General features: G+C 67.6%; 11 protein-coding genes. 5 read left to right on the forward strand and 6 right to left on the reverse strand.

Features of this window, described 5'->3' with window-relative positions:
• The first annotated feature begins 88 nt into the window (after window positions 1–88).
• The 4 genes from Y706_RS0103050 to Y706_RS0103065 all read left to right on the forward strand — a co-directional run bounded on the left by Y706_RS0103050 (window position 89) and on the right by Y706_RS0103065 (window position 5,000).
• Complete coding sequence (locus Y706_RS0103050; RefSeq protein WP_043434428.1) at window positions 89–1,339, forward strand: acyl-CoA dehydrogenase family protein; 1,251 nt, start codon at window positions 89–91, stop codon at window positions 1,337–1,339.
• Window positions 1,340–1,442: 103 nt separating this feature from the next.
• Window positions 1,443–1,898: a MaoC family dehydratase gene (locus Y706_RS0103055; protein WP_028275409.1), complete on the forward strand. Its 456-nt coding sequence runs from the start codon at window positions 1,443–1,445 to the stop codon at window positions 1,896–1,898.
• A gap of 45 nt (window positions 1,899–1,943) precedes the next feature.
• Complete coding sequence (locus tag Y706_RS0103060; RefSeq protein ID WP_028275410.1) at window positions 1,944–3,323, forward strand: MFS transporter; 1,380 nt, start codon at window positions 1,944–1,946, stop codon at window positions 3,321–3,323.
• Between the two features lie 42 nt (window positions 3,324–3,365).
• Window positions 3,366–5,000: an acyl-CoA synthetase gene (locus Y706_RS0103065; RefSeq protein ID WP_028275411.1), complete on the forward strand. Its 1,635-nt coding sequence runs from the start codon at window positions 3,366–3,368 to the stop codon at window positions 4,998–5,000.
• A 107-nt stretch (window positions 5,001–5,107) separates the two neighbouring features.
• Here Y706_RS0103065 and Y706_RS0103070 read toward each other — a convergent pair whose 3' ends face one another.
• From Y706_RS0103070 to Y706_RS0103080, 3 genes are all read right to left on the reverse strand, one after another.
• Window positions 5,108–5,590: a DUF3237 domain-containing protein gene (locus Y706_RS0103070; protein ID WP_028275412.1), complete on the reverse strand. Its 483-nt coding sequence runs from the start codon at window positions 5,588–5,590 to the stop codon at window positions 5,108–5,110.
• Window positions 5,587–7,344, reverse strand: coding sequence for a CocE/NonD family hydrolase (locus Y706_RS0103075; protein WP_028275413.1), 1,758 nt, complete (start codon window positions 7,342–7,344; stop codon window positions 5,587–5,589). The genes Y706_RS0103070 and Y706_RS0103075 overlap by 4 nt, the downstream gene beginning before the upstream one ends.
• A gap of 128 nt (window positions 7,345–7,472) precedes the next feature.
• On the reverse strand, window positions 7,473–8,846 hold the full coding sequence (locus Y706_RS0103080; protein WP_028275414.1) for an MFS transporter: 1,374 nt from the start codon (window positions 8,844–8,846) through the stop codon (window positions 7,473–7,475).
• A 201-nt stretch (window positions 8,847–9,047) separates the two neighbouring features.
• Between Y706_RS0103080 and Y706_RS0103085 the strand changes: the two genes are divergently transcribed.
• A complete protein-coding gene (locus tag Y706_RS0103085) occupies window positions 9,048–9,974 on the forward strand; it encodes a PaaX family transcriptional regulator (RefSeq protein ID WP_028275415.1) in 927 nt (308 codons plus the stop codon).
• A gap of 37 nt (window positions 9,975–10,011) precedes the next feature.
• Here Y706_RS0103085 and Y706_RS0103090 read toward each other — a convergent pair whose 3' ends face one another.
• The 3 genes from Y706_RS0103090 to Y706_RS0103100 form a co-directional block, all read right to left on the reverse strand.
• Window positions 10,012–10,635 carry a LysE family transporter gene (locus tag Y706_RS0103090; RefSeq protein WP_028275416.1) on the reverse strand — a complete coding sequence of 208 codons (624 nt, stop codon included), beginning with the start codon at window positions 10,633–10,635 and terminating at the stop codon, window positions 10,012–10,014.
• Window positions 10,636–10,684: 49 nt separating this feature from the next.
• Window positions 10,685–11,236 carry a dihydrofolate reductase family protein gene (locus Y706_RS0103095; RefSeq protein WP_028275417.1) on the reverse strand — a complete coding sequence of 184 codons (552 nt, stop codon included), beginning with the start codon at window positions 11,234–11,236 and terminating at the stop codon, window positions 10,685–10,687.
• Between the two features lie 173 nt (window positions 11,237–11,409).
• A complete protein-coding gene (locus Y706_RS0103100) occupies window positions 11,410–11,862 on the reverse strand; it encodes a hypothetical protein (protein WP_028275418.1) in 453 nt (150 codons plus the stop codon).
• Between the last annotated feature and the right edge of the window lie 109 nt (window positions 11,863–11,971).

Below are 11,971 nucleotides of genomic sequence, written 5' to 3' on the forward strand. Positions count from 1 at the left end.
GCCTTCGCGGACCTGCCGCTGAAGGACGAGGTCCGGCCCAAGATCCTCAAGCACAACGCCGTCCGCCTGCTCGGGCTCGGTGGCTGAGATGCCCGTCGAAACCGCGCCCCAGACAACAGCCCAGGAGCGCCTCTACAGCGTCTGCGACTACTACGACGCCGAGTCCCTCCTCACCGACGGGGAGCGGAAAGTGCTGGGGCGGCTGCGGGAGTTCCTGGACACCCAGGCCCGCCCGCTCCTGGCCGACTACTGGGAGCGCGGCGAGTTCCCGGACCAGGTCGCACGGCCGCTGATCGATCTGGACCTCATGGAACCGGCGGAACTGACCGGCGCCCCGGGTGCGGGTCAGACACCGGCCCGGGGCATCTACCAGGGATTCCGGATCTTCGAACTCGCCCGCACGGACGCCTCGCTGGCCACCTGGTACACCGCCCAGGCCGGGCTGTTCCGGACCGCCATCCGGGTCGGCGCCTCCGCGGAACAGCAGGCCGACTGGATGCCCAGGGTCATCGACTTCTCGCTCAAGGGCGTCTTCTCGCTGACCGAGCCGGAATCCGGCTCCGACATCGCCGGCGGACTCGCGACGACGGCCCGCAGGGAAAAGGGGCGTGAGGCCGGCCCGGACGGCGACACCTGGGTCCTGGACGGCGCCAAGCGCTGGATCGGCGGCGCGGCAACAGCCGACGTCCTGGCCGTCTTCGCCCGCGACGTCGCCGACGGCCAGGTCAAGGCTTTCCTCGTGGACCGTGAGGCGGCCGGAGTGACCCTGGAGAAGATCCACGGCAAGACCGCGCTGCGGATGATGCAGAACGCCCACATCACCCTCGACGGCGTCCGCGTCCCCGAGGCCAGGCGGCTCCACAACGTGAACTCGTTCCGGGACGTGGCGGCGATGCTGCGGGCCATGCGCTCGGACGTCGCCTGGATCGCAGCCGGCATCGCGGCAGGAGCTTTCGAAGCCGCGCTGCGCTACGTCTCCGGGCGCCGGCAGTTCGGCCGCCCGCTCGCGTCCTTCCAGCTCGTCCAGGAAAAGCTCGGTCGGATGCTCGGCAACGTCACCTCGGCGCTGTCCCTGGTGGTCCGGCTGACTGAACAGCAGGAGAAGGGCATCTACCGGGACCAGGACTCGGCCCTGGCCAAGATGCAGACCTCCCTGCTGATGCGCGAGACCGTGGCGCTGGCCCGCGAAGTGGTGGGCGGCAACGGCATCACGCTCGCGGCCGACGTCGCACGGTTCCATGCCGATGCCGAAGCCGTCTACTCCTACGAGGGGACCCACGAGATCAACGCCCTGATCGTCGGCCGGGCCCTCACCGGCCACAGCGCCTTCACCCACTGACGCTCTTCACCCACTGACGCTCTTCACCCACTGACGCTCTTTACCCGCTGACGGCGTTCCGCCGTCGTCGGACACCCAAACCCAACCGCTCCAGGAGCCAAAGATGCCCAACCTCGTCGTCGACTTCGACAAACTCCTCACCCTCGCCGGCACCGACCTCGGCGCCACCGACTACCGCGAAATCACCCAGGAACAAATCAACAAATTCGCCGACGCCACGGGCGACGACCAGTGGATCCACGTGGACCCGGAACGCGCCAAGGACGGCCCCTTCGGCGCCCCGATCGCCCACGGCTTCCTCACCCTCTCGCTCATCATCCCGTTCTGGGGCGAGCTGTTCGACGTCGACGGCGTCACCACCAAGGTCAACTACGGCCTCGACAAGGTCCGCTTCACCTCCCCCGTCAAGGTGGGTTCACGCATCCGCATGCGGGCCACCATCGCGGAAGTCACCGAGGTCAAGGGCGGCGCCCAGATCAACGTCGCCAACACGATCGAGATCGAAGGCCAGGAACGCCCGGCCGTCGTGGCCGAGTTCCTCGCCCGCTTCTACAAGTAAACCGCCACACCCCTTCACCATCCCCCTCTGCCATAAGGAACAACGATGTCCCAAATTTCGCAGTTGCAGGCCATGGACGCGGGTACGCGTCGCCGTGAAGCACGGACCGTCATCGCCTCCAGCTATCTCGGCAGCACCATCGAGTATTACGACTTCCTGCTCTATGCCACGGCCGCCGCGGTGGTCTTTCCCAAGGTGTTCTTCTCCGGCGCGGATGAATGGGTGGGGGTGGTGGCCGCGTACGGGACGTTCGCCGCCGGCTACGTGGCGCGGCCCCTCGGCGGCATCATCTTCGGCCACTTCGGCGACCGGCTGGGACGCAAGAACATGCTGATTGTCTCGATGCTGGTCATGGGCATCGCCTCCACCCTGATCGGACTGGTGCCCGGCGCCGCGGTGGCCGGAGCCTGGGGTGCCGTGATGCTCGTGATCCTTCGGGTCTGCCAGGGCATTGCCGTCGGAGGGGAGTGGGGCGGCGCCGCCCTCATGGCGCTGGAGCATTCGGAATCGGGCAAGCGCGGCTTCGCGGCCTCGTTCGTCAACGCCGGCGCCCCCACCGGTGCGGTGCTGGGCACCCTGGTCATGGGCGCGTTCGCGGCCCTGCCCAACGAGCAGTTCCTGGCCTGGGGCTGGCGCGTGCCCTTCCTGCTGTCCTTCGTCCTGCTGGGCATCGGCATGTTCGTCCGGCTCAAGGTCTCCGAAAGCCCCATCTTCAAGGCGGCACTGGAACAAGAGAAAGCCGAACGGGAACAAGCCGAACGGGACAACACCCAGCCGACGGCGCAGGGGCGAGTGCCGGCGCGCCGGGAGATTCCCCGCCTGCAGGTCCTGCGCCGGCCCAAGACCCTGATCTTCACCATGCTGGCCGGCGCGGCCGGGTTTGCGCTGCAGGTGGTGCTGGCCACGTTCTCCGTGACCTACGCCGTGTCCAAGGGCGCGGACCGGCAGGGTGTGCTCTACGCCTTCGCGGCCGCCTCCTTCGTGTCCATCGCCTTCGTGATCATGGGCGGCCGGCTCTCCGACACGCTGGGACGGCGGCCCGTCATGATCGGCGGCCTGGTGCTCTTCATCCTTTACCTCACGCCGATGTTCCAGCTCCTGTCCTCCAACAACATCGGGCTGATCTTCGTGGCCTTCGCTGTGGGCCTCATGATCCACTCCACCCTGTTCGGCCCGCTCGCAGCGTTCGTGTCCGAGCAGTTCGGCACCACCTCGCGCTACACCGGCGCCTCGCTGGGCTACCAGCTCGCCACGCTCCTCGGCGCGGGATTCACGCCGGGCATCGTGGCGCAGATCTTCAAGGACTCCGGACAGGACACCGCCGCCGTGGTCTGGTACCTGGCCATCATGTCCGTCGTGTCGATCGTCTTCATCCTGCTGACTCGAGAGCCCAAGAACAACGATCTGCAGGCTGTCCGGTCCTAACCCGGCCCGCTGGCGCTACCGTCTAACTAGAAAGGATTTTCCGTGGAGAATTTTGGCATCGGCTCGTGGCTGCAACGGCGCCGCCCGAAGTCGGGCACCAAGACCGCAATCATCGCCGGGGAACGCAGTCTCAGCTACATCGAGCTCGCGGACCGTTCCGCCCGGCTCGCGAACGCCTTCCGGGACCGCGGCGTAGTCAAGGGCGACAGGGTGGCCTACCTGGGCGAAAACGATCCCTCCTTCCTGGAGACCCTCTTCGCCGCCGGCCTGGCCGGGGTGGTCTTCGTCCCGCTGAACACCCGGCTTGCCCCGCCCGAGATCCAGTTCCAGCTCCGGGACAGCGGCGCTGTCCTGCTGGTCCACTCGGCGGCGCTCGCGGTGCTTGCGGAACGCGGCTCGGCGGAGACCGCTGTGGGTTCGCGGATCGTCGTCGACGAGTCGACAGTGCCAGCCAAAACAGTTCCCGATTCAACGCTGCCCGATTCAACGGTTCCCGATTCAACGGTTCCCGACGGCGGGGCCGACGGCGGTGCTGGCCGGGGAACCGCCGTGGAGGCGTATGAGGCCGTCATGGCGTCCGGTGCAGCGCTGGCGCCGGACGAGCCCGTGGGCCTGGACGACGCCGCCATGATCCTCTACACCTCCGGAACCACCGGAAACCCCAAAGGCGCGCTCCTGACCCACGGCAACATCACGTGGAACTGCGTCAACGTTCTGGTCGATTTCGACTTTGCCTCCACCGACGTGGCCCTCATGATCTCCCCGATGTTCCACGTCGCCTCCCTGGACATGGGCGTCCTGCCCACGCTCCTCAAAGGCGGCACCGTGATATTGGAGGCCAAGTTCGATCCCCGCCGGACCCTCGAGCTGATCCAGCAGCACCACGCAACCACCATCAGCGGGGTGCCCACGACATACCAGATGCTGTGCGAGCACCCGGACTGGGACGCCACGGACCTCAGCTCGCTGAACAAATTGACCTGCGGCGGGTCCGCGGTGCCGATGCGGGTCCTGGAAGCCTACGAACGGCGGGGGCTGCGCTTCTCCAACGGCTACGGCATGACCGAGACGGCCCCGGGCGCCACCACGCTGCCGGCGGCGAGGTCCCGGGACAAGGCCGGGTCCTCCGGACTGCCGCATTTCTTCACCGATGTCCGGGTGGCCGATCCCCTCGACCCGGCGTCCGGGCCCGCTGCGCCCGCAACGGTGGGGGAGATCCAGATCAAGGGTCCCAACGTCATCCACCAGTACTGGAACCGGCCCGGGGCCTCCGCGGACTCCCACACAGCGGACGGCTGGTTCAAGTCCGGCGACATGGGCTACAAGGACCCGGACGGATTCGTGTTCATCTCCGACCGGCTCAAGGACATGATCATCTCCGGCGGGGAGAACATCTACCCGGCCGAGGTGGAGCAGGCGATCGCCGAGCTCGACGCCGTCGGAAGCGTCGCGGTGATCGGCGTGCCGGACGAGAAATGGGGCGAGGTGCCGCGGGCCGTGGTGCTGCTGCGGGAGGGCTCCCGGCTCACGGAAGAACAGCTGCGCTCCCACCTGGAGGGCCGGCTGGCGAGGTACAAGATCCCCAAGTCCGTCGTCTTCGTGGACGAAATGCCCCGGACAGCGAGCGGCAAGATCCGGAAGGCGGACCTTCGGAAGCTGGCGCCCGGCCACGTCTGACAGGGGAGCGGGGACGCTTTTGGCACGAGCGTAGGAAGCCCACGGAAAGGCCGGGGCTGCGGTGAAGCAGCCCCGGTCTTGCCTGTGCCCGGCCGGCCGGGCGGCCGCTAATCGACCGTGAAGATCCTGATGACCACCCGGCCGGGCAGCCGTTCGCCCGTCCCGAGCATGAGGCGGGTGTTCAGCCAGTCCAGGGCGGGGGAGGCAGTGGTGAGCCGTGGCCAGCAGCGGAAGTAGATCTTTGAAGGGTCGACGGCGGAGCCGGAGTTCAACAGCTCGATGTCCCGGGCCGAGCCGTGCCGGAGAGCGGTGTTGTGCACGAAGATCCGCCCGCCGTCGTCGGTTTCCAGGACGTACCGGGCGTCCAGCTCCGTCAGGATGGCGCTCCGGAGGAGCTGGTAGTCCGCGCCGCCCGGGAGGACCCGGCCGTTCAGGACCGGCCCGCTGACCGTTCCGCCGGTGATCGGGATGACGCGCCGGTGGCCTTCCGGTGTTGGCCCGACGTCGATCGGCTCGGCGACGGTGACGGAGAGTTCCGCAAGGAAGGTCAGCCCGGGTGCTTCCGGGGCTGCAGGCGAGGGCGCGCTCACAGGATTCCAGCCGTCAGCCGGCTGGGGTGGCCCTCGCCGAACAGGATGGACTGCCGGGCAACGAGTGTCTCGGCGGAGTCATAGGCCAGCTTGCCCGTGTTGAGGTTCCGGTCCCAGCGCGGGTGGCAGCTGGAGGTGACTTGGACGCGGAGCCGCTCGCCGGGGGCAAAGGTGCAGGCCGTCTGCCAGAGACTGACCGTGTATTCGTACGGCCGGCCGGGTTCGATCGGGGAGGGCTCGTGGCCGGCCTCCCACAGCCCTGTGCCCGCATGGCTGTCCCGCCAGGACGCGCGGACTATGCCGTCGGCAATGCCCAGGGATGTTCCATCTGGAGTGACCCGGCAGAGCCGCACCACGAAGTCTGTGTCCACAGCGGTGGAGGCCGCGAAGAACGTAGCGCTGACCTCGCCGAACAGGGTGACCGGCTCCTCGAACGCCTCTGCCGTAAAGGTCAGGACGTCGGCGCGGGCTTCCACGGCATGCTGCGCGGCCGGGCCCGCGGGGTACGCCCCGTGGATCATGGTGGCGCCGCCCTCGGCGGGAACCGGGTCCAGGGGGTCGTAGTCGTAGCCGACGGAACCGCCGGATCCCGGCGTGTCCTGCAGCGTCCCGTCCGCGCCGAGGAACCAGTCGCGGTGGCTGCCCGGCGAAGGCAGCTCCTCAAAACCGCGCCACTGGTTTTCGCCCATGAAGTACAGCAGGACCGGCGGCACCTGCCGCAGCCGCTCCGGCTCGTCCTTGAGGACGGAATCGAACCAGGCCGTCTGGAGCCCGGAAAGATCCCCCAGGCCGTTCATCATGCCCCCGGCAGCGTTCAGTCCGAAGTGCACATCCGGGTAGCCGGCGGAGAAGTTCGTGTGGGTCCAGGGGCCCACGATAAGCCGGGGCGCAGGGGCGGCCCCCGCTTTGCTGTGTTCGAGCTGCATCGAGTACTGGGAGAGGGTGCTGGGGCAGAAGATATCGAACCAGCCGCCGATGTGCAGCGTCGGCAACGGCACCGGCTTGCTGGATGCTTCGTCCCACAGGCGCGTGAAGCTGTTGCCCGGCGACTCCCCGGCCGAGGGGAGGACATGGCGGTTCATGAATGTGCCAAGCTGTGCCGAGAGATCCCGCAGCGGCAGGGTGTCGAAGGCGCTGCCGTCGGAAAATGAGCGGTCCAGATCCAGCCACGCCTGGAATTCCTTGCCCTGCCGTTCCGGGTCGTCGGCAAATTCGCGGAGGAGCTCGCTGGCCGAGACAGAGGCATGGCCCCAGCTCAGCCGGCTGCCGAGCTCGTAGGCCCCGCCGCGGTAGAGGGAACCGTTGTTGGCGTTGGCTCCGGCGGAAATGCCGGGGGAGAGGGCAGCGAGCCCCTTCGGGGCGAGGGACGCCGCCCGCCACTGGGTCTCCGCGAAGTAGGACCGGCCCCACATCCCCACGGCACCATTGGAGTACGGCAGCAGTGCGGCCCACTCGACGGTCGCGGCGCCGTCGGACGCTTCATTGGCGGACGGGTTGAAAACCCCGTCGGAGCCGAAGCGCCCGCGGCAGTCCTGCATGATGACCACGTAGCCCGCCGCCGCGACGGTTGCGGGGTTGAGGTAGGCGGAGTTGACGGAGAGGTCACGTCCGTAGGGCGTCCTGGTCAGCAGCACCGGGCACGGTTCCCCGTCCGCCGGGCGGTACACCGTGGATCGCAGGATGATGCCATCCGGCATCCGGGTTTCGATGTCTTGTTCAATCAGCACAGGCTTTGGCGCGGGGCTCGGTGTCACGGAAGGTTTCCTCACTGGCGTGTTCAGGGCGTGTGGTTTGTTCGAGGGCTGTGGGTTGTTCACGACGGGAGGGGAACGGTCGAGAATCACCCGGCCGTTCCCCTCCGCGTTTGTCCCGGGATCAGGATTTAAGCGTTCGCGGATTCCCTGGTCCCCAGCGCCTCGGTGGGGACGTTGTAGGTTTCCTTAACCCAGATTGCGGTGACGGCTGCCGAGGCAAGGCAGCAGGCCGCGGTGAAGGCGGCCACGGGAATCCACCCGGTGGGGCCGGGCTGGACGATGGCCGCGGCGATGGCCGGGGCGAAGCCGGTGACGACAAGGCCCAGCTGCGAGGCCGTGGCAGCGCCGGAGTAGCGGATCTTCGTGGGGAACATTTCGGCCGTCATGGCCGGGCCCAGCGGGTTGACCATCCCGTAGCCCACGGTCATGAACAGGATGCCGCTGGCGAAGATCAGCGGTATGGACGCGGTGCTGATGGACCAGAAGTAGGCGAAGGCGGCCGCGGCGCAAATGATGTTGCCGGTGATGAAGACCGGCTTGCGGCCGATCCGGTCCGCGAGGATGCCGGCGTAGGGCTGGGCGATGATGCCCAGGGCGGCCGTGGCGATGGTGACCCCGAGCATGGCGGCGGACGGGATCCCGAATTTTCCGGTTGCGTAGGCCAGCCCGAAGGCCGCGAAGACCGACGACACCACGCTCCAGAGCCCAAAGAAGATGACTTTGACGATAGTGCGCCAGTGGTCGCGGAGAACCACCTTGATGGGCAGTTCCATCTCGCTTTCCGCTTCCTTCGCGGCTTCGAACACCTCGGATTCGGGCAACCGGAGACGGATCCAGAGCCCGACGGCGACCACCAGGATGCTGGCGAGGAACGGCAGCCGCCATCCCCAGCTGAGCAGGTCCTCCTGCGGCAGGAGAGACACAGCCAGGAAGGCCAGGGAGGCGAGCATGATCCCGGCCACGGCGCCGGTGTTGACCCAGCTGCTGTAGAAGGCCCGCCTATTGCTGGGCGCATGTTCCATGGTCATGGTGACGGCGCCGACGGATTCGCCGGCCGCGGAGGCGCCCTGAAGTGCGCGCAGGACGACCAGGAGGACCGGGGCGGCCGCGCCGATGGCGGAGGCCGGCGGCAGGCAGCCGATGAGGAAGGTGGCCACGCCCATCACCACGAGCGTCAGGACCAGCATCTGGCGCCGTCCGATGCGGTCGCCAAAATGGCCGATCACGCTGGCCGCGAGGGGGCGGATGACGTAGCCGATGCCGATGGTGGCCATGGACAGGATGGTGCCGAGAGCGGGATCGATGCCGGGGAAAAAGATCTTGTTGAAAATCAGGGCGGATGCCGAACCGTAGATGAAGAAGTCGTAGTACTCCAGGGTGCTGCCGATGAAGCTGGCGGTGGCGGCGCGGCGGGCATGTTTGGTTCCCTCGGGGGAAACGGGGCGGGCCTGGTCCGCGGGCGGCGTCAACGGCGTCGGCGGAACGATGGGACCAGCGGTCATTGCGGATCTCCTAGGTGGGCAGGGATATAGCGCGGGAAAGGTGGGGCTGGGGAAGATCTTGGGCTCGCATGCTGAGCAGGGCGGGCGGGGTCGGCTGTGGCCTCCGTCACTCTGGTGCAATAGTATGCACTTAAATCGGCGTCCGTCAATCTAAGTGCAAAATAAAATGGCGGCGGATGTGACTGGCATGATGGAGGCGTGATGAGCGAGCGGCCGGCCTCCCTGCCCGGCATGGACCCGGACCTGGCCATCGACTTTCCGCGGCCTTTGAAGGGGCCGTCCACCCAGCACCAGCTGCTCACCCTGCTGGTTGACTACTGGTTCAAGAGCGAGGCATGGCTGCCGTCCCGGCTCATCGCCGCCCTGGCCGCGGGCCTGGGAATCACGGCCTCCGCGTCGGCGACGGCGTTGAGCCGCCTGGCGTCCCGGGGCGTACTCGAACAGTCCAGTGCAGGGCGAACGTCGCGTTACCGGATCACCCCGGGGGCGCGCAACCGGCTCCGCCACGGCCTCGAGCAGGTCTCCGTCTTCGGCGAACAGTCCCGCCAATGGGACGGCCACTGGACCGTCATCGCGTTTTCGATTCCGGAGACGTCGCGGGATGTCCGCGAAATGTTCCGCTCACGCCTGCGTTGGCGCGGATTCGCGCCGCTGTTCGGGGCGCTGTGGGTCTCTCCGCGGGACCACGCCGAGGAACTCGAAGAAACCTGCAAGGGCTACGGCGTGGACGACTACGTCATCTTCCGCACCGCGGAATCGAGCCTCCGCGGCAAGCGGCTCGTCGAGGCCTGGTCACCGCAGGAGTTCAGGGAACAATACCGGCCGTTTACCGAAAAATTCACGCCCTGGGCCGAACGCCTCGACGCCGGAACGGTCAGCCCGGCGGAAGCATTCAGGGCCAGGACCGAGCTGATGGACGCCTGGCGGGCGTTCCCGTGGAGCGACCCTGATCTTCCCGCCGAGCTCCTGCCGGAAGCGTGGCCGCGGACCGAGGCCAGGGAACTCCTTGTCCGCCTCTACGACGGGCTCGCGGACGCTGCCACTGCCTACGTCGAGGAAATCGTGGCCCGGGAAGCCCCCGAACTGGCAGGCACGGCGCAGGCGTTGTCGGTGGCGCCCGGGCTCTGACCTGCCGCCGATGCCGGGACGCCGGCGGCCGCGGTGCCTAGTGGATTGCGGCCAGCAGGACGCCGACGCCGACGAAGAGCCCGCCGAACGTCCGGTTCAGGACCTTTTGTCCACGGGCGTCGCGGGTGAAGCGCTGGAAGGACCGGGCCGCAGCCGCGAAGAAGAACCACATGACCAGGACGTCGATCACGATCACGGTGGCGGCCAGGACCACGTACTGCGGCAGCAGCGGCTGCTCCGGCCGGATGAACTGCGGCATGAAGGCCAGGAAGAAGACCACGGCTTTGGGGTTGAGCAGATTGACCCAGAGGCCACGGCGGAACATGGACAGGCCCGGCTCGTTGCGCAGGGCCGCGGCCTTCTCCTGATCCAGGTCCGGCTTGTGCAGGAACTGCCGGATGCCAAGGTAGACCAGGTAGGCGGCGCCGGCGTAGCGGATCACGTTGAAGGCAACCGGTGAGCTCGCCACGAGCACCCCGACGCCGAGGGCCACGATCAGGATGTGCACCACGAGGGCGGCCTGCTGGCCCAGGATGCCCCAAAGGGACCGGCGGAATCCCGAGTTCAGGGAGTTGCTCATGGTGTTGATGGCGCCCGCGCCGGGAGTGAAGCTGATCAGGACGCCGGCGCCGGCCAGGGCCAGCCAAAGGGAGGGTTGCACCAGGTAAGTTTACGGTCCCGGCCGTGGCGGGTCCGATTGATGACGGGAGTCAGTCGCGGCGGAGGCCGTAGCTGAGAATCATGTTGCCTTTGCTGGTCTGCTGGGACGACTGCAGCTCCAGCCGGGTGAGGGCATCGCCGTCGTTGAACAGCCGCCGCCCGCTGCCGGCGATCACGGGATGGACGATCAGCATCAAGGTGTCGAGCAGCCCGGCGAACAGTAACTGGTGGACCAGCGAAATGCTGCTGAAGATCCCGATTTCGCCGCCGTCGCTGTTCTTCAGGGCCGCGACGAAGTCTTCCAGCGGGCCCTCGATCAGGCGTGAATTTTGCCATTCCAGCTCGCCTGTCAGGGTCCGGGACGCGACAAATTTCGGCAGCGGATTGATGAATCCGGCAAAGTCCGCGTCGCTTTCGGCGTTGGGCCAGTATTCCGCCCATTGCTGGTAGCCCACGCGGCCGAGGAGCGCAGTGTCGATCCGGCCCATCATCTGGCCCATCCCGGCGCCGAGCTCCTCGTCGAAGCTGTCGAATTGCCACTTGAACGGGTCTTCAACCACGCCGTCCACAGAGCAGAAAAGGCCGGCCGTCAATTTGCGCATGGGTTTCTCCTTGCCGTGGGTCTCCAGTGCAGATATCTAATGCACCCTATCCGCAGACCCGGAAGCAGGGAATGGCTGCCGGCAACTCGACGGCGAACGCCCCGGAGGCCGGCCGAGCCGCCAGCATCGCGGGTCTTGGGCGTGCAAGGAGCGCGCCCAAGACCCGCTAAGGGTTAGCCGTTGGACGTGTAGCCATCCGTGGCGGTGTCCCCGGGGCCGCCATGGCCGCCGCCGGGTCCGCCCTGGCCCTCCTGGGTTGCGGTCACCGTGAAGTTCGCATCCAGCAGGACAGTGGCGCGCGTGCCGTCCGCCTTCGTGATGTGGGCTTCGTAGGTGGCGCCGTCGGCGTCGGTCTCCATCCGCTCGATCGTCGCATCCGGCTGGGCGGCCTTTACCGCCGCCTCGACCTTCGTGGCGGCGTCGCCGGTGAGGACCTCCTCCGTCTTTCCGTTGGCCTGGTGCGGGCCGCGCTGGCCCCCGGTGCCGTAGCCGTCGGTGGCCTGGGTCGAGGACGAGCTGCCGGTGGAATCGGCAGCCATCGCGGGAATGGCCGATGCGCCGATGGCGCCGCCGCCGATCACCGCAGCGAGCATGATGCCCGCGGTGGTCTTGTTGATCTTTGCCATGGTGAAACTCCTTTGCTGGGGCCCGGGCTTCCGGGCCGGCCGAGGATTCGGCCTGTACCCAGCCTCAGGCGCGGAGTTATGGCTGCACTTTCGGCGGGCTGTGCCGGTG

This window comes from Arthrobacter sp. I3, from assembly GCF_000520575.1.
Classification (GTDB): domain Bacteria; phylum Actinomycetota; class Actinomycetes; order Actinomycetales; family Micrococcaceae; genus Arthrobacter; species Arthrobacter humicola_A.